Origin of the sequence: Candidatus Dormiibacter sp. (assembly GCF_050999135.1) — a bacterium.
Lineage (GTDB): Bacteria > Chloroflexota > Dormibacteria > Dormibacterales > Dormibacteraceae > Dormiibacter > Dormiibacter spiritus.
In genome coordinates, this window is sequence record NZ_JBPCPN010000004.1 from 20,453 (window position 1) to 45,362 (window position 24,910).

The 24,910-nt window shown below is 68.0% G+C and carries 23 protein-coding genes and 1 pseudogene; 8 read left to right on the forward strand and 16 right to left on the reverse strand.

The genetic code is table 11. The features are described 5' to 3' along the window. Positions 1-167 precede the first annotated feature (167 nt). The 11 genes from ACR2MZ_RS01105 to ACR2MZ_RS01155 form a co-directional block, all read right to left on the reverse strand. On the reverse strand, positions 168-671 hold the full coding sequence (locus tag ACR2MZ_RS01105; RefSeq protein WP_434003236.1) for a hypothetical protein: 504 nt from the start codon (positions 669-671) through the stop codon (positions 168-170). Next, positions 668-1,348: an HAD family hydrolase gene (locus ACR2MZ_RS01110; RefSeq protein WP_434003237.1), complete on the reverse strand. Its 681-nt coding sequence runs from the start codon at positions 1,346-1,348 to the stop codon at positions 668-670. Before ACR2MZ_RS01110 ends, ACR2MZ_RS01105 begins: the two co-directional genes overlap by 4 nt. 50 nt (positions 1,349-1,398) lie before the next feature. Beyond that, on the reverse strand, positions 1,399-2,340 hold the full coding sequence (locus ACR2MZ_RS01115; RefSeq protein WP_338176578.1) for an ABC transporter permease: 942 nt from the start codon (positions 2,338-2,340) through the stop codon (positions 1,399-1,401). A gap of 5 nt (positions 2,341-2,345) precedes the next feature. Beyond that, positions 2,346-3,443 (reverse strand): ABC transporter permease, encoded by a 1,098-nt coding sequence (locus tag ACR2MZ_RS01120; protein WP_434003238.1) that lies wholly within the window; start codon positions 3,441-3,443, stop codon positions 2,346-2,348. Positions 3,444-3,460: 17 nt separating this feature from the next. Beyond that, positions 3,461-4,936: an ABC transporter ATP-binding protein gene (locus ACR2MZ_RS01125; protein ID WP_434003239.1), complete on the reverse strand. Its 1,476-nt coding sequence runs from the start codon at positions 4,934-4,936 to the stop codon at positions 3,461-3,463. A gap of 91 nt (positions 4,937-5,027) precedes the next feature. Further along, a complete protein-coding gene (locus ACR2MZ_RS01130) occupies positions 5,028-6,068 on the reverse strand; it encodes a BMP family ABC transporter substrate-binding protein (RefSeq protein ID WP_434003240.1) in 1,041 nt (346 codons plus the stop codon). Positions 6,069-6,212: 144 nt separating this feature from the next. Next, entirely contained in the window at positions 6,213-6,443 is a 231-nt protein-coding gene (locus ACR2MZ_RS01135) for a hypothetical protein (protein WP_475392952.1), read from the reverse strand. After that, the gene (locus ACR2MZ_RS01140; protein WP_434003241.1) at positions 6,440-6,616 is read right to left on the reverse strand and encodes a pyridoxamine 5'-phosphate oxidase family protein; all 177 of its coding nucleotides are present in this window, start codon (positions 6,614-6,616) and stop codon (positions 6,440-6,442) included. Before ACR2MZ_RS01140 ends, ACR2MZ_RS01135 begins: the two co-directional genes overlap by 4 nt. A gap of 40 nt (positions 6,617-6,656) precedes the next feature. Then, a complete protein-coding gene (locus tag ACR2MZ_RS01145; protein WP_434003242.1) occupies positions 6,657-7,961 on the reverse strand; it encodes an amidohydrolase family protein in 1,305 nt (434 codons plus the stop codon). Between the two features lie 219 nt (positions 7,962-8,180). Continuing rightward, complete coding sequence (locus ACR2MZ_RS01150; protein WP_434003243.1) at positions 8,181-9,446, reverse strand: adenosylhomocysteinase; 1,266 nt, start codon at positions 9,444-9,446, stop codon at positions 8,181-8,183. Beyond that, the gene (locus ACR2MZ_RS01155) at positions 9,443-10,705 is read right to left on the reverse strand and encodes an adenosylhomocysteinase (protein WP_434003244.1); all 1,263 of its coding nucleotides are present in this window, start codon (positions 10,703-10,705) and stop codon (positions 9,443-9,445) included. Before ACR2MZ_RS01155 ends, ACR2MZ_RS01150 begins: the two co-directional genes overlap by 4 nt. 59 nt (positions 10,706-10,764) lie before the next feature. Between ACR2MZ_RS01155 and add the strand changes: the two genes are divergently transcribed. Continuing rightward, the gene (gene add, locus ACR2MZ_RS01160) at positions 10,765-11,718 is read left to right on the forward strand and encodes an adenosine deaminase (protein WP_434003245.1); all 954 of its coding nucleotides are present in this window, start codon (positions 10,765-10,767) and stop codon (positions 11,716-11,718) included. Here add and ACR2MZ_RS01165 read toward each other — a convergent pair. Then, positions 11,708-12,502, reverse strand: coding sequence for a nucleoside phosphorylase (locus tag ACR2MZ_RS01165; protein WP_434003246.1), 795 nt, complete (start codon positions 12,500-12,502; stop codon positions 11,708-11,710). The two genes, add and ACR2MZ_RS01165, sit on opposite strands and share 11 nt — an antisense overlap. 255 nt (positions 12,503-12,757) lie before the next feature. Here ACR2MZ_RS01165 and ACR2MZ_RS01170 point away from each other — a divergent pair, with 255 nt between their 5' ends. The 3 genes and pseudogenes from ACR2MZ_RS01170 to ACR2MZ_RS01180 all read left to right on the forward strand — a co-directional run. Further along, positions 12,758-13,477, forward strand: a complete 720-nt coding sequence (locus ACR2MZ_RS01170) for an SDR family NAD(P)-dependent oxidoreductase (protein WP_434003247.1) — start codon at positions 12,758-12,760, stop codon at positions 13,475-13,477. Continuing rightward, positions 13,474-14,541 (forward strand): S-adenosylmethionine:tRNA ribosyltransferase-isomerase, encoded by a 1,068-nt coding sequence (locus ACR2MZ_RS01175; protein ID WP_434003248.1) that lies wholly within the window; start codon positions 13,474-13,476, stop codon positions 14,539-14,541. Before ACR2MZ_RS01170 ends, ACR2MZ_RS01175 begins: the two co-directional genes overlap by 4 nt. A 77-nt stretch (positions 14,542-14,618) precedes the next feature. After that, positions 14,619-14,747: pseudogene (locus ACR2MZ_RS01180) on the forward strand (ArsR family transcriptional regulator); the annotation flags it as partial. 261 nt (positions 14,748-15,008) lie between these two features. On the opposite strand, the gene ACR2MZ_RS01185 reads toward ACR2MZ_RS01180, so the two are convergent. After that, the gene (locus ACR2MZ_RS01185) at positions 15,009-15,185 is read right to left on the reverse strand and encodes a hypothetical protein (protein ID WP_434003249.1); all 177 of its coding nucleotides are present in this window, start codon (positions 15,183-15,185) and stop codon (positions 15,009-15,011) included. 99 nt (positions 15,186-15,284) lie between these two features. Beyond that, entirely contained in the window at positions 15,285-16,781 is a 1,497-nt protein-coding gene (locus ACR2MZ_RS01190) for a purine-cytosine permease family protein (RefSeq protein ID WP_434003250.1), read from the reverse strand. A 97-nt stretch (positions 16,782-16,878) separates the two neighbouring features. Here ACR2MZ_RS01190 and deoC point away from each other — a divergent pair, with 97 nt between their 5' ends. Genes deoC through ACR2MZ_RS01205 form a run of 3 tightly spaced genes read left to right on the forward strand, consistent with a single transcriptional unit; the run spans position 16,879 to position 20,086 of the window. Then, complete coding sequence (gene deoC, locus ACR2MZ_RS01195) at positions 16,879-17,802, forward strand: deoxyribose-phosphate aldolase (protein ID WP_434003251.1); 924 nt, start codon at positions 16,879-16,881, stop codon at positions 17,800-17,802. Then, entirely contained in the window at positions 17,802-19,274 is a 1,473-nt protein-coding gene (locus ACR2MZ_RS01200) for an aldehyde dehydrogenase family protein (RefSeq protein WP_434003252.1), read from the forward strand. The genes deoC and ACR2MZ_RS01200 overlap by 1 nt, the downstream gene beginning before the upstream one ends. Then, positions 19,274-20,086 carry an aldehyde dehydrogenase family protein gene (locus ACR2MZ_RS01205; RefSeq protein WP_434003253.1) on the forward strand — a complete coding sequence of 271 codons (813 nt, stop codon included), beginning with the start codon at positions 19,274-19,276 and terminating at the stop codon, positions 20,084-20,086. Before ACR2MZ_RS01200 ends, ACR2MZ_RS01205 begins: the two co-directional genes overlap by 1 nt. 11 nt (positions 20,087-20,097) lie before the next feature. On the opposite strand, the gene ACR2MZ_RS01210 is transcribed toward ACR2MZ_RS01205, so the two are convergent. Beyond that, positions 20,098-21,390 carry a thymidine phosphorylase gene (locus ACR2MZ_RS01210; protein ID WP_434003254.1) on the reverse strand — a complete coding sequence of 431 codons (1,293 nt, stop codon included), beginning with the start codon at positions 21,388-21,390 and terminating at the stop codon, positions 20,098-20,100. A 132-nt stretch (positions 21,391-21,522) separates the two neighbouring features. On the opposite strand from ACR2MZ_RS01210, the gene ACR2MZ_RS01215 reads away from it, so the two are divergent. Then, positions 21,523-23,805, forward strand: a complete 2,283-nt coding sequence (locus tag ACR2MZ_RS01215; RefSeq protein WP_434003255.1) for a xanthine dehydrogenase family protein molybdopterin-binding subunit — start codon at positions 21,523-21,525, stop codon at positions 23,803-23,805. Between the two features lie 27 nt (positions 23,806-23,832). Here the strand turns inward: ACR2MZ_RS01215 and ACR2MZ_RS01220 are convergent. Then, on the reverse strand, positions 23,833-24,910 hold a 1,078-nt coding region (locus ACR2MZ_RS01220; protein ID WP_434003256.1), incomplete at its 5' end, for a lactate racemase domain-containing protein.

Below are 24,910 nucleotides of genomic sequence, written 5' to 3' on the forward strand. Positions count from 1 at the left end.
GAGTACTCTCCGTGTCTGGTTTCGGCCCGGGCCACCGCAAAGGCCGGGCAGGGTCGGTGGTGGTAGAGCGCATCCTCCTCCTCGTCACAACTCCTGGCAGGCTTTCCCGAATTCACAGGTATGGCCACAGGCGCCTGCTTCACCGCGCCGTTCAGGAGCCCGCGGCCTCAATGCACCAGCAGCTTCAGGATCACAATCGCGACGCCCAAGCCGCCGAAGAGAAGGCTGGAGCCAAGTCGCCGTCTCCTCCCCCCGCTCAGCGGGGTGATGTAGCCCCACCACAACAGCTGCAGGACCACGAGCCCGAGGGCCAGGACGGCTGCAGTCTGCACACCGGCGCCCAGCGCCTCCGCGATGATCAGCAGCGCCACCGGCAGGGCGCAGGCCGTGACCATCGGTAGCGAGGTGGCGAGCTCGTGTCGGGCCGAAGCCCAGGTTCGGGCAGGCCCTTCCACCCGACCTAGCACCTCCGCGTAGGCGTGAGCTATCCAGTAGACGACGACTGTCGTCAGCACTGCCAGCACTATCTCGAGCAGATCGTGGCTGGCGTCCGCCACGCCCGCTATGGTCGCCGCGGCCAGGAGAGTCCCGTAGATCTCGACCGAATGCGGCCGCCGGGCGCTGAACGGGCGGGCCAGCCAGCCACCCAAGGCCTGTCCGGAGCGGCTCACCGGACTCTACAAAGTGTCGAGGCGCCGCGCAGGTCGACCATGACCTGGGCCAGAGATCGCTCTTTCAACGAGCCCAGGACCAGATCAGCCGAGCTGAGGTCGTGACTACTGGTCAGCGGACAGGGCACAGCAAGAGCCATGAGACCAGCAGCTTTGGCGGCTGCCACCCCGTGCTCGCTGTCCTCGATGGCCAAGGCTGCCCCGGGTGTAACACCCAGGCAGGCGACGGCTGCCTGGTAGAGGTCCGGGGCAGGCTTTGCCTGGCGCACGTGCTCCCGGCAGCGGATGCAGTCCCAACCTCCGAGGCCCAGCCGCTCCAGGTGGCCTGTCACCCAGCTGGCGCTGGAACTGGAGGCAACCCCCAACTTCAAGCCCATTCGACGAGCGTCGCGATGCCATTCCCGCACGCCGGGTAATACAGGCTGCGCCTCCACCAGCTCTCGTTCGCGAAGCCTGCGCTCGTCCTGCAGCGCATCCCGGTCCAGCGAGTGGCCGACCAGCTTTTCCAAATCCGCGAAGGGATCGAAGAACCCTGGACTGCGACCGATGATGGTCACCCAAAACGACTGGGACAGCTCCTGGCCGTGGCGGCGATAAACCTCCGACCAGGCTTCAAACACGGGCCCCTCCGAATCCAGGATCAGGCCGTCGAAGTCAAAGACGAGCGCGCGGATCACGTTTCTCAATGATGGCTGGCCGGCCGCCTCGCGCGGAGCCGGGCGGCCGGTCAGCTCCTGCGGTAGGGCTTGCCGACGGCGGCAGGCGCCACCGCCCTGCCCACGGCGCCGGCGACCACAACTATCGTGAGCACGTACGGGAGCATGCCAAGAACCTGATACGGGATGTGAACCCCGTAGATCTGCAGCCGGCCCGCCAGCGCGCCGGCGCCCGCGAACAAAAGCGAGGCGAGGAAGGAGCCGAGCGGCGTCCAGCGGCCGAAGATCATAGCCGCCAGCGCTATGAAGCCCTGGCCGCCAGTCATGCCGGGCAGGAAGTTACCCACCTGCTGGAGCGAGAAGTAGCAGCCACCGAGCCCGGCCAGCGCGCCCGAGGCGATGACGTTGACGTAGCGGACCAGGTAGACGTTGATGCCGGCGGTTTCGGCGGCCCGAGGATGCTCGCCCGAGGCACGCGTGCGCAGCCCCCAGACCGTGCGGAAGAGGACCAGGTGGACCACGACTATCAGCGCCAGGGCGGCGTAGGTGACGAAGGCCTGCTGGAAGAAGATGGGTCCGACGATGGGAATGTCGCCGAGGCCGGGCAGCTTCCAGACGGGTAGGACGCCGGGCCCGCGGACCTCGGCCTGCTGGATGTAGGCGCGGTAGAAGACGCCGGTGATGCCCACCGCCAGGATGTTGATCACAGTCCCGCTGACTATCTGGTCGACCACAAACGCTATCGAGAGCACGGCATGGAGGCCCGCGATCGCCATCCCGGCCAGGACGGCGGCCAGAACCCCCAGCGTCAGGTTATGTGTGTTAAAGGCGACCGCGTAGCCGACGAAAGCACTGGTCAGCATGATGCCCTCGAGGGCGATGTTGACCACCCCCGAGCGCTCGCACATGAGGCCGCCTAGCGCGGCCAGCACGAGGGGGGTCGAGGCGACCAGCGTCGCGGCCGCCAGGTTGACCAGGTCGCCCCGTTGCAGGACGTGGAGGAAGGCGTCCACTAGCTCTAGGTCTTCGGCGCGGCGCCGACGCCCTCCGGCTGAGTGATCTGGAGGCTCTCCGCGGGGACCTCGCGCAGGCGCAGCAGCCAGCGCACTATGACCGGGGCCGCGACAAACATGATCACCGTCGCCTGAACTATCGAGATCATGTCGGCAGAGACCTGCGTCTGCAGCTGCATGAACCCGGCACCATTGCGCATGGCGCCGAAGAGGAAGGCCGCCGGCAGGATCCCCCAGGGGTTGCTGCGGGCCAACAGGGCCACAGCTATGGCGTCGAAGCCATAACCGATCGAGAAGCTGGGGGGCATGAAGTGCGAGACGCCCAGCACTTCGTCGGCCCCGGCCAGGCCGGCGAGACCGCCCGAAATCGCCATTACCAGGACCATGGTCCGCGCCACCGAGATACCTGAGGACCGCGCCGCCTCCGGATTGAGCCCCACTGCCCGGATGCGGAAGCCGATGGTGGTGCGCTCGATCAGGAACCAGATCAGGGGCACCGCCAGCAGGGCAAGCACCAGACCCAGGTGGAGGCGGCTGTCGGCAAAGATGATCGGGAGCTGCGCTGAGGGATCGATAAACGGCGTCTTGGGCGCCGAGGAGTGGGGGTCGCCCAGCGGTCCGCGGTTGATCAGGTAGTCGGAAAGGCTGTAGGCGATGTAGTTGAGCATGATCGTGGTGATCACCTCGTGGGCTCCGAACCGGGCCTTGAGGAAGCCAGGCAGGCCGCCGTAGACAGCCCCGCAGGCGATTCCGGCCAGGATCGCCAGCGGAATGTGCACCACGCCGGGCAGGCCGTGGATCGAGAACCCGACAAAGACGCCGCCCAAAGCGCCGAGGTAGAACTGGCCGTCGGCCCCGATGTTGAAGAGCCCGGCGCGGAACCCGGTGGCCACTGCCAGTCCCAGGAAGACGTAGGGCACCGAGGCTATCAGCGATTCGGTGAACGCGTGCTTGTTGGTGAAGGCGCCCTGGAAGAGACCCAGGTAGGCCTGGATCGGGTCCGCTCCAGTGATTGCGACAGCCACGCCGGCGACCACAAACCCGAGCAGGATGGCGACCAGCGGCACCGACGCCTGCTGGGCGATCCGAAGCGCAGCTCTCACTCAGTGACCCGCTTCACTCACCCGCCCTCACCCGTGGCGGCCACTTCGTCAGTCTTGGCACCGGCCATCAGAAGACCTATGCGGTCGCGATCGATCTCGTCGCCCTCGAGCACGGCCGCGATCTGCCCGCGGTAGATGACTGCCACCCGATCGGCCAATGAGAGCACCTCATCCAGCTCGGAGGACACCAGCAGAACCGCCAGGCCGGCGTCCCGCTGCTCGACTATCTGCCGGTGGATGAACTCGATCGAGCCAACGTCGACCCCCCGCGTGGGTTGGGCGGCCATCAGGACGCGCGGACCGTTCGACAGCTCGCGGGCGACCACCACCTTCTGCTGGTTGCCGCCCGAGAGAGCGCCCGCCACCTGCTGGGGGCCCTCCGCGCGTACGTCAAACGACTTGATCAGCTGCGCGGCGTGGTCGCGCACCTGGGCCAGCAGCCTGACGATTCCCCGGGCGAAGGGCGGTCGGTCGAAGTCTCCCAGGACCAGGTTGTCGGAGATGGGCAGCTCCAGGATTACCCCCATCCGGTGCCGGTCGGCCGGGATGTGCCCGAGGCCCGCCCGGAGCCGGCGGCGCGGGCTCGCGGCGGTCACCTCACGATCGCACAGCGTGACCCGGCCCGAGCGGGTGGGCCGAAGGCCCGCGATCGCCTCCACCAGCTCGACCTGGCCGTTGCCCTCGACACCGGCCAGGCCCAGGATCTCGCCGGCTCTAACCTCCAGGCTGAGCCCGTCGACAGCCAACTGGCGGCGGTCGTCAAGAACGCTCAGCTCATCAACCTGGAGCAGGGGCAGACCGGGCTGGGCCGGGCCCTTGTCCACCCTGAGCAGCACCGGGCGCCCGACCATCAAGCGAGCCAGGTCAGCCGGGCTGGATTCAGCGGGTGTCGTGGAGGCGACCACCTTGCCCCGCCGCATGACAGTGATCCGATCGGCGACGGACATCACCTCACCCAGCTTGTGGGTGATGAAGATGACAGCGCTTCCCTCAGCAGTGAGCCCCCTGACGATCTGGAACAGGCCCTCGGTCTCCTGCGGGGTGAGGACCGAGGTCGGCTCGTCCAGGATCAGCAGCCGGGCGCCCCGGTACAGAGCCTTCAGGATCTCCACCCGCTGCTGAACCCCAACTGAGAGGTCCTGGACCCGTGCGTCGGGGTCGACCTGGAGGCCGTACCGGTGCGAGAGCTCACGGACCGTCCGGCGGGACGCCCGGCCGTCGATCACTCCCGCAGCTCGCGCTGTCTCCTGGCCCAGGATCACGTTGTCTGCCACGGTCAGCGGCGGAATCAGCATGAAGTGCTGATGCACCATGCCGATGCCGAGCCCGATGGCGTCCTGGGGACTGTGGACCTGGACTTGGGCGCCGTCGAACCGCATCTCGCCGGAGTCGGCCCGGATCAGCCCGTAGACGACGTTCATCAGCGTCGACTTGCCGGCGCCGTTCTCACCCAGCAGGGCGTGGACCTGACCCCACTCCACTGTCAGGTCCACGCTGTCGTTGGCGCGAAGCGCGCCGAAGGTCTTGACGATCCCGGCGAGCTGAAGCGCCGCCGGGCGCCGCTGGGCAGCTATTGGGGGACCGCTAGATCGTGACCCCGGTCTGCAGCGAACCGTCGGCCAGTTTCTTCTCGATGTCGCTGATCTTGGTCTTGACGTCCGTCGGCACCTTGGAGTCGTAGTCGTGGTAGGGGGCGATGCCGACGCCGTTGTTCTTGGCGTCAAAGGTCAGGGTGGCCGCCGGCCACTTCTTCTGGACCGCGTCCGTGATGATGGTCTTGACAGCGACCGAGAGGTGTTTTTCGGCCGACGTCACGAGGCACTTGGCGGCGTCTGGATAGCTCAGGTACTGGTCGACATCGACGCCTATGCACATCTTGCCCTTCTGAAGCGCACCGATCAGGGCGCCGTTGCCTGTGTTGCCGCCGCCGCCAAAGACGATGTCCGCCCCCTGGTTGATCTCGTCGTTCGCGCGGGCCTCGCCCCAGGCCGGATTGTTGAAGGCGGCGCCGTCACCAGGCCCCTGGTAGACGGTCAGCACCTTGGCGTTGGGGTTGGTGGACTTGACGCCGGCGAGATAGCCGTCGGCATAGCGCTGCACAGGCGGGATCTTCAGGCCCAGCACCTGGCCGACCGTGTTGGTCTTGGTCAAGAGCCCGGCGAGAGCTCCTATCAGATAGCCCGCCTGGTCCTCTTTGAAGACCAGCCCCACCAGGTTGCTGGGTGCGGCGTCGTACGCGTTGTCGACGATGGTGAACTTGACGTTGGGGTGCGCCTTGGCCTCGGCCAGCGTGTCGTCGGCCATCAGGAAGCCGACCGCCACGATCATGTCGTAGCTCTGGTCGACGAACGTCTCCATGTTTTTCCTGTAGTCGGTCGGCTGATTGGACTCGATGTACTTGGCGGTTACGCAGAGGCTCTTGTCGGAGGCTGCCTGCTGCACGCCCTGCCAGGACGCGGCGTTGAACGACTTGTCGGTCAGCTTGCCGACGTCGGTGACCAGGCCGATCTTGTAGGTCTTGGAGCAGCCGTTCGCCGCGGTGCTGCTGCCTGAGCTGCCGCCGCAGGCGGTGGCGACCAGCGCGACGGCCATCACCCCAACCATCCACGCCCGAAACGCTCTCATCGAAACCAAGCTGTCCTCCTCAAAAACTGGCGCCCTTCGCGCGGCGCGAGTGAAGTCTAGGGCAACAACGGCGGGGCGGCAAGCCTGAGATACGCGGGCTGGTGACGCGGCTGCCGTTCCCAGCTCTCGGGGCCGCCGACTTTGCTAGCTGTCGAGGCGGGTCTCCTGGATGCGGAACGAGCCGGGCCGGTAGTCGCTGTGACGAACCCAGGAGGGCCGGACGCGAATGTGCGCGATGTCGGGGTCCTCGGCTCGCCGCCGGCCGTCAGGGTATTGCTCGAGGTAGGCGCGCACGCACCTAAGGCGATCGGCTCCGATCAGGATGTCGGCGATGCCCTCGCACTGCACAGTGACCTCATCCTCCCAGCCGATCACGAGCGCGACCCGAGGGTCCGCTTGAATGTTGCGGTACTTCCGGGAGCGGATGCTGTATCGAAGACGATCTCCAGCTCGTCGGTGGCCGCGACCCCGACCAGGGCCGCCTCCGGGGCTCCGTCCGGCCCGCGGGTGGCGACCACCGCCAGACCGTGCTGGCGCACGAACTTCACCAGCTCAGCGCCCTCGATCGTGACACCTCCGCTCGTTGGTTCAGCCCGCCAGGCGGACAGCTCGCAGCTGGACCTCGCGCTGCGCCCTCTCCCTGTCGACCGTCAGGCACTCACCATTGGCCACCACCTGCTGCCCAGCCACCCAGACGTCAGAGATCAGCCGGCTCGACGCCGACCAGAGGAGGTGCGAACAGACATCCCGAGGCTCCACCAGCGGGACGAAAGCCGGGTCGTCCAGGCGCACGAGAACCATGTCCGCCAGCCGGCCAGGCTCGAGGGTTCCGATGTCGTCGCGCCCGAGCGCCGCAGCGCCTCCGCTCGTCGCCAGGCGGACGGCCTCCGGCGCGGGCAGGGCCTGCGCCTCGCCTGTCTTGAGACGGGCGAGAAGCGGTGTCAGCCGCATCTCCTCCCAGAGGTCCAAGTCGTTGTTGGAGGCAGGACCATCGGTGCCCAGGCCAACGCGCAGCCGCAAGCGCAGCATGTCGGTGAGACGCGCGATGCCCGCCCCGAGCTTCGCGTTGCTCTGGGGACAGTGGGCCACGGCCACATCATGCTCGGCGAACAGCTGGAGATCGGCGTCGGAGAGCCAAACGCAGTGGGCGGCGAGCACCCGGCCGTCAAAGCAGCCTTGATCGGCGAGGAGTGCAGGAACAGTCTTGCCGTGCTGGCGCTCGAGCTCCTGCGCCTCATCCCGCGTCTCCGCCACGTGGATGTGAAAGAGGGCGCCCACTTCCTGGGCGGCCCGGGCCACCGCGGTCACGCCTTCCAGCGGAAGGGCGTAGGCCGAGTGCGCGGCGACGCCCACCTCGACGCGCTCATGTGCAGCTGCGTGTTCGGCGCGGAAGGCGAGAACGTCGGCGAGCCGCCGACGCCAGCTCGGGAAGCGAGGCCACGAAGGCATCTCCAAGACTCCGGGAGTGAGCAGGCAGCGCGTTCCGGCGTCAAGCACCGCCGCGAGGATGGCCTCCTCCTGCATGTACATCTCGCAGGTGGTGGTGACGCCTGCGCGCAAGAGCTCGGCACAGGCCAGCGTCATGCCCCAGTAGACGTCGTCCCTTTCCAGGCGACTCTCGCGTGGCCACAGTAGCTCGCGGAGAAAGACTGCGAGCGGCACGTCCTCAGCAGCGCCGCGGAACAGCGTCATCGGTGAGTGACAGTGCACGTTCACAAGTCCTGGCATGAGCAGGCCGGCCAACCGATGCTCCGGTCCGGAGGTCGGGGGCGCGTCGGCGGCAGAGCCCACCCAGCTGATCCGGCCCCGCTCCACCTCGACCACGCCGGGCCGGTGGACGCTGAAGGCTGGATCGCAGGTGACCACTGCGTCGGCTCGGTAACGGATCGACAAGTTAGTGTCCCACGCCAGGGGTTCGTTGAGTAGATTGTGGCAGGCGCCCGGAGGACGCCGGTCCGGGCGCCGAGGCCAACGAAGGGGTGGAACTAGGAGGAGCGCATTTTCCAGCCGGGGGCCCCGCGGAGCGGGGGCGTGCGACGACGGGCCGGGCCCCATGACGCTGGCATCGGTGTCGGGAGCCGCAATATGCCAACGAATCTCTGGCGCGGGACACTAAGCGTGAGCCTCCCAGTCGCTGAAGAAGCTCTCCTGCTCAGGGGTCAGGTGATCGATGCTCACACCGAGGCTTTCCAGCTTTTGCCGCGCCACCCATTCGTCGATCTCAGGGGGCGGCAGGTGAACACCAGAGTCCATCTCACTGCCGCGGAGCAGCAGGTGACGAGCTGAGAGAGCCTGCACCGAAAAGGTGAGATCCATGATCTCCACCGGATGGCCCTCGCCGGCCGAGAGGTTGACCACCTTACCGTCGCCGATGACAAACACCGACCGGCCCTCGGCCAGCCGGAACTCCTCCACGTTCCGCCGCACCAACCGCGCCCCTGGCGCCCGCTCGCGCAGCCTGAGCATGTCGAACTCATCGTCGACCGCCCCCGCGTTCGCCAGCAGCGCCCCGTCGGGCAGGCGCTCGATCGCCTCTAGCGGAAGCGCGTTGGGTACGCCTGTGGCCGTCATGACGATCTCGGCCGTCTGGCACGCCTCCGTGACCGGCGCGACTCGGAAGCCATCGTGAAGGGCCTCGAGCGCAGCTATCGGGTCGACCTCGCTGACTGTGACCTTGGCTCCCATGCCGCGGGCTCGCGCCGCAATCCCTTTCCCCACCCAGGAGTAGCCGATGACCAGCAGAACCTTGCCCGCCAGCAGCAGATTGGTCGAGTCAAGCACGGCTGTGATGGTCGACTGGCCTGTTCCGTAGCGGTTGTCGAAGAGGTGCTTGCACCTGGCGTCGTTGGCGGCGATACAGGGGATCCGGAGCGCTCCGGCTCTTGCCATCGCCCGCAGCGTTACGACGCCCGTGGTGGTCTCCTCGGAGGCGCCGATCAGGTCCTGGAGCGCCTGCGGGTGGGTCGTGTGGGCCATTCGAATGAGCGCTGCCCGGTCGTCGATCACCACCTCCGGCCGGCGATCCAGCACCTCCGAGTAGAACTCGAGCTCCTCCTCAGGAGTCGAGTCGCTGCGGGCGAACACCTGGACCCCGCGCTCTGCCACACCGGCCGCGACGTCATCCTGGGTGAGCGCCCCGGGGGCGGCCAGCGCCACCTGCGCGCCGGATTGGGCCAGCATCACGGCGAGGTAGGCGGTCTTGGGCTCGACCGGCAGGATGATCCCGATCCGACGGTCCCGCACGCTGCCCTCGGCCAGCAGCCGCTCGCGGACGCGGTTCAAAACAGGCGCCCAGGTGCCCGCCAGGTCGAGCTTGCGCCCGCCCCCGGGGGCGAGCTGGGGATCCTTGACCACTGACCGCAGGCTGTGCCGCCTCACGCCTGCCACTGCTCGAAGAAGGCGCGCTGGGAGGGCGTCAGCTCGTCGAGCCTGATGCTCAGGGCCGCCAGCTTGGTCCGGGCGATCTCACTGTCCAGCTCGGCAGGCAGCTTGTGCAGACCAGGCTCGAGCCTCATAGAGGCAAGGTGGTGCACGGCCAGGGCCTGGACGGCGAATGACAGATCCATGATCTCGACCGGGTGACCGTCAGCGCCGGCGATGTTGACCAGTCGCCCTTCGGCGAGCAGGTAGCAGCGGACGCCGCCGGCCAGACTGTAACGGCGAACGCCCGGCCTGACGTCCTCCACGCGGTCGGCGACTGCGTCCAGGGTCTCCACATCGATCTCACGGTCGTGATGGCCGGCGTTGGCGAGCAGGACGTCGTCCCGGAGCAGCGCCCAGTGCTCGCGGCCCACGGCCTCGACCCCACCCGTGGCGGTGATTACGACGTCGGCGTCAGGCAGTGCATCTGCCAGGCGCGCCACGCGATGACCGTCCATGTGCGCTTCCAGGGCGGGGATCGGATCGACCTCCACCACTGTCACCCTGCCCCCGAGACCTGCGGCGTAGCGGGCAAGTCCCTTGCCCACCCAGCCGTAGCCCACTATGCAGAACTCCTTGCCGGCGGCGCTGCGGTTGGTGAGGCGCAGGATCGCGGTCAGGGTTGACTGGCCGGTCCCGTAGCGGTTGTCGAAGAGGTGCTTGCAGAGGGCGTCGTTGGCGGCGATCGCGGGGAAGCTGAGCCTGCCGGCGGCCGCCAGAGCACGCAGGCGGTGGACGCCGGTTGTGGTCTGCTCAGTCACTCCGCGCAGCCCGGGGACCAGGTCGGATCGATGCCTGACCAACCGCGTAGTGAGCTCCGCGCCGTCGTCGATGATGAGCTCGGGTCGGCTGTCAGCAACGGCCATCAAGTCGGCCTCGAAGGCGTCTGGCTCGGAGTCATGGACGCCATGCACCTCGATCCCGCGCCCGACCAGGGCCGCCGCCACTGAGTCCTGGGTCGAGCCAGGGTTGCTGCCCGCGACGACCACCTCGGCCCCTGTCTCCGCCAGCAGGGTCGCCAGGTAAGCGGTCTTGGCCTCCAGGTGCACGACCAGCGCGATCCGCTTACCGCTGAGCGCACCGTCGCCCAGGCGAGCTCGGGCCAAGCGGTTCAGAACCGGCGAATGCCTGGCCACCCATTCGATCCGCTGCGCGCCCTCCGGAGCCAATCCCGGATCGGCGATTCGGGATCGTTCGGCCGCTTGCGTGCGCTCCACTCTCTCAATACTCTCCTCTCGAGGCCATGTGGGACAGCCCCATGATGGCGTGGTGAGACTTGATCAACACGGGGCGGAAGACCATCTCGGCGTTTCCTGAGTGGCCGAAGGCCGAGCTGCACTGTCATTTGGACGGTGCTGTTCGGCCACGCACCGCGCAGGAGCTGGCAGACGCTCAGGGCCTTGATGTGCCTCGTCCCCTCCGCCTCGTGGCTCCTGGCTCCTGCTCCTCTCAGGCGGAGTACCTCGGCTACTTCGACGATGCGCTCGCCGTCCTCCAGACAGAGGAGGCGCTGGAGCGATCGGCACGGGAGCTCTGTCTCGACTCGGCCGCCGACGGCATCGACTATCTGGAGGTCCGTTGGGCGCCGCTGCTACACCGCCGCGCCTGCCTGACGGTCGGGCGCGTAATCGAGGCGGTGCTCCGGGGTCTGGCTCAGGGTCCCATCACAGCCGTTGCGATCGCCTGCGCCATGCGCCATCACCCTGTCGAGGAGAACGTCGACCTCGCGCGCACGGCTGGCTCGTTTGCGGGCCGGGGCCTGGTCGGCTTCGATCTCGCTGGAGACGAGGCAAGATATCCGGTCGAGCCGCACCGCCCGGCCTTCCAGGCAGCCCGCGCTGCCGGCCTGCACCTCACCTGTCACGCCGGCGAGGCTGGTCCTCCGGAATCAGTCCTGGCGGCCCTGGACCTTGGGCTGGAGCGGATCGCGCACGGCGTCATCGGTGCCCGCCGCCCCGAGATAGTGGAGCGGATACGGGCGGAGGGGGTGGTTCTCGACGTCTGCCCGACAGCCAACTGGAAGTGCAAGGCTGTCCCCTCCGTGGCGGAGCACCCCCTCCCCGCGCTGCTGCGGTCAGGCGTCCGCTGCACTATCAGCACCGACTCCCGGACGGTGGCGGACACGACGCTCTCCAGGGAGTTCGAGCTCTGCCTGAGCGAGATGGGTCTCAGCGAGGCAGAGCTGGCGGAGGCCGACAGGATCGCGCGGGCGGCAGCCTTCAACCGCTGAGCGTGCCGTCGGGCTGCTGTCTAGCGGCGCTCCGATCGCGCTGGACCAGGCGGCGGACGGCGTCGACAGCCACTCCCAGCATCCTGTCCATGTAGGAGGGGTCAAGGTGCTGGATCTCGCCCGCCCCGAGCTCGTCGACACAGAGCAGGATGACGCCGGCCCGGCACTTACGAAGGGCGCTGACGACCAGGACGGTGGAGGACTCCATGTCGTTGGCGACGACGCCCGCTCGGGACCAGACCTCCAGCTCCTGCTTCAGCTGCTCGCGCTTGGGCATCCGGTCGGGGAGGAGCTCCGGGTAGAGCGCGTCCACCGAGCGAACCACTCCCAGGTGGTAGGGGGCTCCGGCCGCCTCGGCGGCGTCGCGAGCGGCCACCACCACATCCAGGCTGGCGATGGCCGGGTATTCCAGAGGGACATAGTCGTTGGGGGTACCCTCGCTCCTTACGGCGCCGGTGACGATCACCAGGTCGCCCATCTTGATCTCGCGCTGAGCGCCGCCGCAGGTACCGACCCGGAGGAAGGTGTGAACGCCGAGATCGCTCAGCTCCTCAATCCCGATCGCCGCCGAGGGGCCGCCGATACCGCTCGAGACGGCCGAAATCTTGGCACCCTCCAGGGTCCCCGTGAAGGTTCGGTACTCGCGGCTGAAGGCCATCTCCCGAGCGTCCTCAAAGTAGCCCCCGATCAGCGGCGTCCGGAAGGGATCTCCGGGGTAAAGGACGTACTCGCCGACCTCGCCCGCGGTCAGCCCCACGTGGTACTTCCGCTCGGCTTCGGCCATCGGCGGGTAAGTCTAAGGCTGTGTGATCGTCACCATTGGGAGTTCCCGGCTCGCTGGGGCCAACTGGCTGGCGACGGCGAGGTGACTCTGGTGGGGCCGCCACAGCAAACAATTGGAGGCGGCGCGGACGATCGGCCTGGCGACCGCCTAGCAATCGACTGAGGTCGCTGGCTTGAGCCGGCCTCCCCGAATAGACTCAGTCAATGCTATGTTTATTCGAGTAGCTGTCCTCAGGGCGGCAAGTTAGGAGGATCGATGAGCGTCGGACTTGTCACCGGAGCCTCGCGCGGACTGGGCCGCGCTCTCGCTCTCGGTCTTGCCCGCCAGGGCTGGTCTCTGGTCATCGACGGTCGGAACGAGGAAGCTCTAAACAGTGCCGGGCAGGAGATGCGCCTCCTGCAGCCGCCGGGAGCGCAGCTGGTTGCCATCCCGGGCGACGTCACCGAGGCGCGACACCGAACGGAGCTGGCCAGCGCGGCCTACGCCCTGGGCCGCCTGGACCTGCTGATCAACAACGCGGGCAGCCTCGGGCCCAGCCCGCTGCCGCCTCTCGCCCACTTTCCACTCGAGGGCCTGCGCCAGTTGTTCGAGGTCTACCCGGTCGCCGCCTTGGGACTCATCCAGGAAACCATCGACCTCCTCCGTGCCACCCCCACGGGTGGCCGCGTGATTCTGGTCAGCTCGGATGCCGCCATCGAGGCATACCCGGGTTGGGGAGGCTACGGCGCGGCCAAGGCGGCGGTCGACCACATCGCCGCAGTGCTGGCTGTCGAGGAGCCAGCGCTGCGCGTCTGGGCGCTGGACCCTGGGGATCTGCGGACTCAGATGCACCAGGAGGCTTTCCCGGGGGAGGACATCTCCGATCGGCCGGAGCCGGACTCGGTGGTACCGGCGATCTTGGGGCTGATCCAGTCCGACCGTCCCGGCGGCAGGCTGCGCGCGGCCGACCTCCACTCCCGCACTCCAGCGCCATGACTGCCTTAGCGCCAGCGCTGCTGGACTTCGAGCTGCCGGCCAGGCTGGAGGCCGCGACTCCGCCGGAGGAGCGAGGCCGGGGCCGGGATGACGTCCGCCTGCTGGTAACCCACCGAGCGGCGGGGCGAATCGAGCACGGTCGCTTCACTGATCTGCCGGACCTCTTGAGCGCCGGCGACCTGTTGGTGGTCAACCGGTCGGCGACCATTCCCGCCGCATTGTCGGCCGAGGTTGGGGGCGAGGCAGCCCTGCTTCATCTCTCCAGCCCGCGTGGGGACGGAACCTGGGTCGTCGAGCTTCGGCACCGGGATCGGGACGGCCGCAACTCGCCGTGGCTGGACGCGGCCCCGGAGACCACCCTGATCCTGCCCGAGGGAGCGACCGCGAGGTTGCTTCGACCCACGGCGCAGGGGATCGATCCCGGCCAGAAGGTTCGACTCTGGCTGGCGGAGCTCGATCTGCCCTCGTCGCCCACCATGTTCCTGAACCGGTACGGCGCACCGATCCGCTATGGCCACGTGGATAGAGATCGGCCGCTCGCCGCCCACCAGACAGTGTTCGCGACCGAGCCCGGCAGTGCCGAGATGCCGTCTGCCGGCCGGCCCTTCACCTGCGAACTCGTCACGGCGCTGGTTGCCCGCGGAGTCGCCATCGCACCACTCCTGCTCCACTGCGGCGTGTCGTCGATGGAAGCCCACGAACCGCCGGCAGATGAGCGCTTTCTGGTTCCCGCGGCGACGGCGGAACGCGTGAACGCCACCAGGCGGCTGGGCGGTCGCGTGGTCGCGGTCGGCACGACTGTGGTGCGTGCCCTCGAGAGCGCGGCACTTGCGCCGGGCCTGGTCCTACCGGCGGACGGCTGGACGGAGCTGGTGATCGGGGCCCACCACGCGATGACGGCAGTCGACGGGCTTCTCACCGGCTGGCATGAGCCGCGGGCGTCACACCTTGCCGTGTTGGAGGCATTCGTCGGGAGCGAGCTCTTGGAAACGTCGTACCGCGCAGCGCTCGACCGGGGATACCTTTGGCACGAATTCGGCGACAGCCACCTCCTACTGCCATGAACTCGAGCCGCCGGCCTTCCGAGCCGGTTGAGCTGGCTCCCGCGGAAACTGCTGGCGCGACTGTCGCCCTGGACGCCATGTCTGCCGGCCGCCGCGCGGTGGTGGAGTTCATAAAGACAGCGGGCGAGGCAGGCGTGAAGCAGATCGCGGCGGCCCTGGGCGTGACAATCGGTGGCGTGCGCCAGCATCTAGCTGCCTTGAACGAAGAGGGCTTGATCGCCCATCGCGACGAGCGCGCCGGCCGGGGCCGACCCCGGCGATGGTACTGCCTGACGCCCGCTGCGGAGACGCTCTGGCCCAAGCGTTACGGGCAGCTCGCGAACCAGCTGCTCGGGTTCATCGAGCAGGCCGAGCCGGCACTGGTCGAGCACGCCTTCGAGAGCCGAGGCCGCGATCGGGCTGAGCGGGCGAAGAGCCGGCTCCAAGGTCGCGCTTTCGACCAGCGGGTTCGAGAGCTGGCCAGGATCCTACAAGAGGACGGCTATCTGGCCGACTGTGAGAAAGTCGGCGACGATGGCTGGCGGATCGTCGAGCACAACTGCGCCATCCTGGATGTGGCCATTCGTTACGGCGCGGCTTGCAGCAGCGAACTCGCGTTTCTGCGCGAGGCCATGCCCGATGCGGAGATCGAGAGAATCCGGCACAAGATGGCGGGGGACTTCGTCTGCGCTTACAGCGTGCGTCCATCTCCGGCGAGATCACTCGCGTGGAACCCCAGGGCGCCCACCCCGAGGCTTCTGACTTCAGCGGTCTTCGGATCCAGCCCAAACACCTCCGGGCGGGCGGCCGAAATCCTGGGCTCGCAGCCGCGAGCGGCCCAGCAGGGACTGGCCGGCGAAGCCGACGGCGATGGCAACCAGGACGCCCAGGTTGGCGGAGGACCATTGCCCGTTGAGCTTCGGCCCGAGGTGCAGCGGCTCGAGCAGATAGCCCTGCCAGGCGAGAGCGCTGGCAAAGGTGTTGGTGACAAGGCCCCAACCGAGCAGCGTCGCCATCACCGTGACGCCGATCGCGACAGGGTTGACGGCGCCATAGCGGCCGCCCACCCGGTACAGCTCCGCATCGGCGTAGTCGGTCCGGCGCGAAAGCAGGTCGGCCAGGAAGACTCCACACCAGGCGGAGATCGGGACGCCCAGCGTGATCAGAAAACCCTGGAAGGGACCTATGAAGCTGCTCGCGAACCAGACGACGTAAATGGTGCCCAGGATCATGATCACGCCGTCGATGGCCGCCGCGACCCAGCGGGGAACCCGCAGCCCAAGCGTGAGCAGGGCGAGGCCTGACGAGTAAATGTCCAGCGCCGCGCCGGCGATGAGGCCGCCGATCGCCACGACGGCGAAGGGGATCAGGTACCAGGTCGGCAGCAGGGCTGTCAGAGCGCCGATGGGGTCGCTCCCGATTGCCTGGTTGAGCTTTGCGTCAGAGCCCGCCAGCAGCAGGCCGAGAACTATCAGGATGACTGGCGCCACGCTGGCCCCGAACGTCGTCCAGCCCACAACCCCCCGGCTCGACGATGTGCGTGGGAGGTAGCGCGAGTAGTCACCGCCACTGTTGACCCAGCCGAGCCCGAAGCCGGTGGCCGCGAAGATCAGCGCTCCCAGGACCGCCTGCCAGGATCCACCTGGCAGCGCGGCCACCTTGTCCAGGTGGATGTGCTGGAAGGTGAGCGCCACGTAGCCGACCGTGAGAATGGCGAGGCCGACGGTCAGCACCGTCTGCAGGCGCATGATCAGCTCGAAGCCGAAGATCCCCGCGGCGACCACCACCGCGGCAACCACCACGAAGGCGACGATCTTGGTCGTATTGCCACCTCCCACGCCGAGCCGCCCGAAGACAGTCGCCGTCGCCAGTGTGGCGAGGGAGACGAGCACTGTCTCCCAGCCGACCAGCAGGATGTAGGAGAGTGTCGCCGGCAGGGCTCCGCCGCGCACGCCGTAGGTCGCCCGGCTGAGCACCATGGTCGGCGCGGAGCCGCGCTTGCCCGCCAGCGAGATGTAACCGACGAGCAGGAAGGACAGCGCCGTGCCCACCACCCCCGCCACAGTGGCCTGCCAGAACGACACGCCGAAGCCTAGCAGGAACGACCCGTAACTGATTCCCAGCACTGAGATATTGGCGGCGCACCAGGGCCAGAAAAGGTCGAACGGGCGTCCCTTGCGCTCTCGCTCCTCGATGACGTTGATGCCGTTCTGCTCGACCTGAAGTGCGGTCCCGGCGGGGACCTCGAGCTCAGTTGCCATGCCTGTCCTCCCAATCTTTGCTAGCCACTGGCCGCCGCTCGGGCGACATCCACCATCATGGGCCGCCGGAGAAGAGGCACAATACGTTGTCCCTGCCATGGCTACGGCGATGTCTCTCACCCACCTCGGCTCACTTATGCGCGGGGTGCGCAGCGTCGACCAGGTGGGTGTGGAGGAGCGGGCGGCCGCCCTCGCCAAGCGGTCGATCAAGAAGGCCTCGAAACTCTGGGCCCTTGACCTGGCCATCCGCTGCATCGACCTGACGACGCTGGAGGGCGCCGACACCCCGGGCAAGGTGACCGCTCTCTGCGCCAAGGGCGTGCGGCCCCAGCCGGGCGACGCCAGCATCCCGTCGGTGGCCGCCATCTGCGTCTATCCCAGCCTGGTCGCCACTGCAGTTGCGCACCTGCGCGGGAGTGGAGTCAGGGTGGCCTCGGTTGCCACGGCATTTCCCTCCGGCCAGAGCTTCACCTCGATCAAGGTCGCGGAGACGCGCGAGGCGCTGGCTGCCGGAGCTGACGAGATCGACATGGTGATCGACCGCGGCGCCTTCCTCTCGGGCGACTACCAGAGGGTGTACGACGAGATCGGCAGCGTGAAGGAAGCGTGTGGCTCGACCCCTCTGAAGGTGATCCTGGAGACCGGCGAGCTCGGCACCTACGACAACGTGCGCCGGGCCTCGATCCTGGCCATGGCGGCGGGGGCTGACTTCATCAAGACCTCGACCGGCAAGATCACGCCGGCCGCCACCCTGCCGGTGAGCGTGGTGATGATGGAGTGCATCCGCGATTTCAGCCGGGAGACAGGTAAGCAGATAGGGTTCAAGCCGGCCGGCGGCATCCGGACCTCGAAGCAGGCGATCGCCTACCTGGTGGTCCTCTACGAGACGCTCGGCCCCGACTGGATGACGCCCGAGCGCTTCCGGCTGGGCGCCTCTAGCCTCCTGAACGACATCCTGATGCAGATCCAAAAGGAGCGCAGCGGCGCCTACCAGGGCGCTGACTACTTCAGCGTCGATTGATGGCCATCGCCAAACGACCGAGCACAGAGATGCGCGAGCGGCGCTTCGAGTACGCCGCCGCCCCCGAGGCAACCGACCACCTGAAGATCGCCGACTCCTACTCGCTCTTCATCGGCGGCAGGTTCGTCGAGCCACACTCCCGGCGTCGGTTTGCCACAGTCAATCCCGCCACCGGGCAGACGCTCTCCGAGGTCGCTGAGGCAGACGACGCGGACGTCGACCGCGCGGTCACCGCCGCGGCCGACGCCTTCCGCTCCTGGTCACGCCTCTCGGGCGCCAAGCGAGCGCGCCACATCTTCAGGCTCTCGCGGCTCATGCAGGAGCGGGCGCGAGAGCTGGCGGTGCTGGAGACTATGGATGGCGGCAAGCCGATCAAGGAGTCGCGCGACGTGGACGTTCCCCTGGCGGCTGCCCACTTCTTCTACTACGCCGGCTGGGCTGACAAGCTGGAATGGGCGTTCCCCAACCGGCGGCCCCGCCCGCTCGGGGTGGCAGGCCAGGTCATCCCCTGGAACTTCCCGCTCCTGATGCTGGCCTGGAAGATCGCACCGGCGCTGGCGGCGGGAAACACTGTGGTGCTGAAGCCGGCCGAGACGACGCCGCTCTCAGCCCTCGCCTTCGCCGACATCTGCCAGCAGGCGGACCTGCCACCGGGCGTGGTCAACATACTGACAGGCGCCGGCAGCACGGGGGCCTCTCTGGTCGGTCACCCGGATGTCCGAAAGGTGGCCTTCACGGGGTCGACCGAGGTCGGCAAGGAGATCCAGCGAGCCACCGCCGGCAGCGGCAAGCACCTGACCCTGGAGCTGGGTGGCAAGGCGGCCAACATAGTGTTCGAGGACGCTCCCCTGGACCAGGCGATCGAGGGCATCGTGAATGGGATCTACTTCAACCAGGGCCACGTCTGCTGCGCGGGCTCGCGGCTGCTGGTTCAGGAGTCGATCCTGGAACCGCTGCTGGCCAAGCTCAAGAGCCGGCTGGGGACGCTCAGGGTGGGCGACCCGCTGGACAAGAACACAGACGTGGGCGCCATCAACTCCAGAGCGCAGCTGGAGAAGATCGAGGGCCTGGTCAACTCAGGCATCGAAGAGGGGGCTGAGATCTATCAGCCCGCTTGCGACCTGCCGGAGCGCGGCTACTGGTTCCGACCCACCATCTTCACCAACGTCGCCCAGTCCTATCGGATCGCGCGCGAGGAGATCTTCGGCCCCGTCCTCTCGGTGCTGACCTTTCGGACGCCTGACGAGGCGGTGGAGAAGGCGAACAACACGCCCTACGGCCTTTCCGCCGGCGTCTGGACCGACAAGGGCTCGCGCATCCTCTGGCTGGCCGAGCGGATGCGGGCGGGGGTGGTCTGGGCCAACACCTTCAACCGCTTCGACCCCACCTCACCCTTCGGCGGCTACAAGGAGTCAGGCTTCGGCCGCGAGGGGGGTCTGCACGGACTGGCGGCGTACGTGGAGCTGGACTGATGGACGTGAGAAAGACCTACAAGCTCTTCGCGGCAGGCGAGTTCGTCCGCTCGGAATCCGGTCGGACCTATCAGCCGGATGGACCCCACAACGTGCCGAGAGGGTCGCGCAAGGATCTGCGCGACATGGTCAAGGCGGCGCGCGGGGCGTTTCCCGGGTGGTCTCGCCGCACGGCGATGAACCGGGGCCAGGTGCTGTACCGGGCGGCCGAGATGCTGGATGGGCGCCGGGCCGAGTTCAGGGACCTGCTGGGCGGCGGCAGGCCCGCCGGGGGCCAGGTCGACGCTGCTGTCGAGACGTGGGTCTGGTACGCGGGCTGGACTGACAAGCTGCATCAGTTCGCGGGGACCGTCAACCCGGTGGCGGGTCCCTACTTCAACTTCACGCTGCCCGAACCGACAGGTGTGGTGGGGGTGGTGGCGCCAGAGGAGCCTGCGCTGCTGGGTTTGGTGAGGCGGCTGGCCCCGGCGCTGTGCGGCGGGAACACAGTGGTCGCGCTGGCTTCGGAGCGGGCGCCGCTGGCTGCTCTCACCCTGGGCGAGGTGCTCGCCACCAGCGACTTGCCGCCCGGCGTGGTGAACGTGCTGAGCGGGAAGCGCCAGGAGCTGCTGCCCTGGCTCGCGGCACACATGGACGTGAACGCCATCGACGCGGCTGGTTGCACGGCCGCGCAGCTGGCGCAGGTGCAAGAGGCCGCTGCCGGAAATCTCAAGCGCGTGGTCCAGTCCGGACCTGGCGCTGAGGCGCTGAGTCCGCACGCGGCGCTGGACCTGATGGAATTCAAGACTGTCTGGCACCCGATAGGAGTCTGACTCCAGCCCGCCTACGACAGGGTGGCGACGCCTTCGCGGTCCACCCTGGCCAGAATGTGCCGCGGTCGGACGACGTCCTGGCTGACGATGCGCCAGGCGGCCTCCAGCCGCGGCGCCACCTCCCTGATCAGCTCCTCCGAGCGCGCGTGCACGATTGCCAGCGGTTCGCCTGCCCGCACGTGGTGGCCGACCGGTGCCTCGATCAGAATTCCGGCTCCAGGGTCGATGACGTCAGTTTTCTTCTGGCGACCGGCGCCGAGCTGCAGGCAGCCCAGCCCGATTTGGAGAGCGTCGATGGCGGCCACGTACCCCTCGGTGGGCGCGGACAGCGGCAGCGTGCAGGCCGCGACCGGGAGTCCTTCCTCGAGGCGGCCGCCCTGGGCGGCAAGCAGCCGCCGGAAGCGCTCGAGGCCGCTCCCATCTCTGAGCGCGGCAGCGGGATCAGCTTCGACGCCTGCCAGCCGGCACATCTCGCGCGCGACGCTGACGCAGACCTGCAGCAGCTCTTCGTCGCCCTCGCCCTGAAGCGCGTCCAGCGCTTCCTGAACCTCGAGCGCGTTCCCGACGGCCCGACCCAGGGGGTTGTTCATGTCGGTGACCAGCGCCACCACCCGGCGACCGGCCGCCTCGCCGAGCCAGACCATCTCCTCGGCCAGCGCCGCAGCGCTCTGGACGTCTGGCATGAAGGCGCCGCGGCCGCACTTGACGTCCAGCACTATGGCGTCGGCGCCGGCGGCCAGCTTCTTCGACATCACGCTGGAGGCGATGAGCGGCATCGAGGGGACTGTGGCGGTGACGTCGCGAAGCGCGTAGAGCGCCTTGTCGGCGGGCACAAGCTGGGGCGATTGAGCTGCCACGGCCAGACCGATCTGGCGGACCTGGGCCAGGAATTGCTCTGGCTCCAGCTCGACGCTCAGCCCGGGGACCGACTCAAGCTTGTCAAGGGTGCCGCCGGTGTGGGCCAGGGCGCGGCCCGACAGCTTGGGAACCGGCACCCCGCAGGCGGCGGCCAGCGGGCCGGAGACCAGGGTCACCTTGTCCCCCACGCCGCCGGTGGAGTGCTTGTCGACCTTGACGCCCGGGATGGAGGAGAGGTCCAAGCTCTCGCCGCTCGCCACCATCGCCTGGGTCAGCGCCAACGTCTCGGCCCGCGTCATACCCCGCGTGCAGACGGCCATCAGCCAGGCCGCGAGCTGGTAGTCGGGGATCACGCCCTCCAGGTAGCCGGAGAGCAGCTCCTGGATCTCTTCCGGGGTGTGCTCCAGGCCGTCCCGCTTGCGGCCGATGATCTCCAGAGCCTGCACCGGCAGCGATGCTAATACTTCAACCCGCGGTACGCTTCCCCGCTCTCGAAAAGCACGGCGGTCGCACTCTTCCTCAAGGCGCTCCTACAATCTTCCGAACCCGCCGGTTCTTCCGATATGCTTCGGCCCGACTTGGCAGACCTGGGAGCGCCGGCCGGCCTCGGAGCTGCGATCAGGCGGCGCGAGGACCCTGAGCTGTTGCGCGGAGAGGGTCGGTTCCTGGCTGATCTGGAGCTGCCGGGCGGTTTGTTCGCCTGCTTCGTGCGCTCACCCATCGCCCACGCTCGCCTCAAGGATGTCGACTTGGGCAATGCCCGCACCCAAGCCGGCGTGGTCGGCGCATTCGCCGCCGAAGATCTCGGGCTTGGACCCCTGCCTATCTTCCCCGGCCTGGCCGACGCTATGGCCCGTCCTGTCCTCGCCCAATCGGTAGTGCGCTTTGCCGGGGAAGCCGTGGCGGTGGTCGTCGGTCGGAGCGAGGCGGCCGCCGCGGACGGCGCGGCGGCTGTGGCTGTGGACTACGAGCCGCTCAGCTCAGTCGTCTCACCGGAGGCAGCCGCGGCGAGCGGCGCTCCCCTTCTCTTCCCTGAGCATGGCTCGAACCTGGCCTTTCAGGGGCTCATCAGGGCCGAGGAGGACGCGCTGGCGGAGGCCCAGGTGATCGTCAGCGCTCGCTTTCGCAATCAGCGCCTGGCGGCGGTGCCGATGGAGCCAAACGGTTTTGCGGCCGCTCCGGAAGCGAGCGGCGGGGGGCTTCGGGTCTGGGCCTCGACGCAGAGTCCTTTCCAAGTTCGGGACGCCATCGCCGAGAGCCTGCACCTACCTGAGAAGTCAGTCCACTGCCTGGTGCCACACGTGGGCGGCGGCTTTGGCGCCAAGCTGGCCGTCTATCCCGAGCAGCTGGTGGTGGCGGCGCTGGCTCTCCGCCTCGGGCGGCCTGTTCGCTGGCTGGAGACGCGCTCGGAGAGCTTCGTCGCCCTGAACCAGGGCCGCGGTCAGATCCAGGACGTCCAGCTGGGCTCGGATGGGAGCGGCAGGCTGGTGGGGCTGAGAGCGCGAGTCATCGCTGACGCCGGCGCCTACCCCGGTCAGGGCGCTTTCCTCCCCTACCTCACTGGTCAGATGCTGTCAGGCGTTTACAGGATCCCTCGCATCGACTATCAGGCTCGCTCTTACTGCACCAACACAACACCCACCGGCGCTTACCGCGGCGCCGGTCGCCCGGAAGCGACAGCCCTGCTCGAGCGGGCCATGGACCTGCTTGCGGCTCAACTCGGCCTCGACCCGGCGGAGGTGAGGCGGTGCAACCTCATCCCGGCCGACGCCTTTCCCTACGAATCGCCCACCGGCGCCATCTACGACTCCGGCGACTACGAGCGAGCCTTGCGACGAGCCCTGGAGCTGAGCCGGTACGCCGAGTTGCGCTCGGAGCAAGCGGCGAGACTCTCGACCGGAGCTCGGAAGGTGCTCGGCATCGGAATCTCCGCCTATGTCGAAGTGACGGCTGTCGGCTCACCCACCGAGTACGCCGCCATCGAAGTCGAGGGCGGCGGGGATCTGGCAGTAAAGGTGGGGACCGCGAGCTCCGGTCAGGGTCACGCGACCGCTTACGCCCAGATCCTGAGCGGACTGCTCGGCGTTCGTTCGGAGCGCATCACCGTGACCGAGGGAGACACCTCCCTCGTCGAGCGCGGGGACGGCACCGCCAGCTCCCGCTCCATGCAGCTGGGCGCAAGCGCCGTCTTCGGCGCCGGCGAGGAGCTGCTTCAGCAGGCTCGAGAGCTCGGCGCCGAGATGCTCGAAGCGGCCGAGGTGGACCTCGTCAGCAGCAATGACGGCGTCGGCGTGCGCGGCTCGCCCCAGCGGGCGGTCAGCTGGAGCCAGCTCGCCGCCCGGGCGGCGGAGGGCGGCAGCGCGCTCCGAGCGGAGTTCGACGCCTACGCTGACTCCAGCTATCCTTTCGGCGCCCACGTGGCGGTCGCCGAGGTCGACCTGGAAACAGGAGAGGCGGGGCTGCTCCGCCACGTGGCGGTCGACGACTGCGGCACTGTCGTCAACCCCCTCCTCGTCGACGGCCAGGTTGCTGGTGGGATCGCCCAAGGGGTGGCCCAAGCCCTCTTCGAGGAAGTGGTGCACGACGCGGAAGGGATTCCACGAACCACCAGCCTGCTGGACTATTGCGTGCCGGGGGCGTCCGAGCTGCCGCCGCTGGATCTCGAGCACACGGTCACCGCCTCGCCGAACAACTCCCTGGGAGTGAAGGGCATAGGTGAATCGGGGACGATCGGCGCGACTCCCGCGGTTCAGAACGCGATCCTCGATGCGGTGAAGCATCTCGGCATCTCGCATCTGGATATGCCGCTGCACCCTGAGCGGCTGTGGCGCGCCATCAGCAACGCGCAGACCGGTCGTTAGGGCGGACCAGCTTCGAGGTTGGCGGCCTCAGCGGCCCGCCAACCTATACAGCTGCTCGCCGGCGTGTCGCACCAGCAGCCGGTCGTCGTGACTTTCCCAATCCTCGGGCCGGATGGTGGCCGGGTCGCGGTAGCCGAGGTTGATCCGGCGGCAGCGCTCTTCCGGGATCCCGGTCGCAAGGGTGACTTCGATGCGCGGTCGTTCAATTCCAGACGCCGCATCGAAAGTGCCTGTGCCCTTCACATGCGTCGAGTGCGCCAGGATGGTGCCAGGCACGCGGGCGAACCGGTCCCATTGCTTCAGGAAGTACTCGCTGACGTGATATCCCACTTGGTCCAGAAGGCGGCCGTGCGTGAACGAGACCTCCTTCAGGAAAGGCGCATAGATGATCACCTCGCCCCCGTCAGCCACCACCGCCTCGGTCTTGTACATGGCCTTGGCCGCCGTCCAGAGATCGTCATAGCGCTCGGACGGCATGGACAGCACGCTCGTCACCGGCTGTGGGAGTCTCACGACATTGAGCTGCGCCGACAGGCGCGCGGCTTCGCTGAACGCGACGTCGGGCTCGCCCAGCCAGAGGCCGTGAAGGTCCGAGCCATGGATGGCAAGGGTCAGGCAGGTGAGCGGCGTCGGCACCATCGCGGCAGCCCTGTCGATAACTCTGCGCACAGGGGTGTCGACGATCCCGATGGTGCCGAGGTTGGTCACCAGAGCGCCGAGCCAATGCGTGAAGTCGATGATCTCGGGCCCCGCGATGCCCGGGAACAGGTACTTCGTGCCGCCGGAGAACCCAGCCACCTCATGTGGGAACACAGGCCCGCAGGCGATGATGTGGTCGTATTCAGTCACCCTGCGGTTCAGGCGCACGGGCACCCGATGGTTGATCCGGCCACCGGTTAGCTGGAAGGCCTCCTCCGCCGAGATCTCACCGACCGTGGTGAGGCTCGCGGGGTTATGCCAACTGTGATTGAACACGCGCAGCCGCGGGCAGCGCTGGCCGCGCTCCCGAGCAGCACAACCGAGCATGGCGTCGATGGCGGCATCTGTCATCGGCGTGTGAGTGCCGCGAGTTATCAGGTAGTCAAGCTGGACGGCAACTCCGACA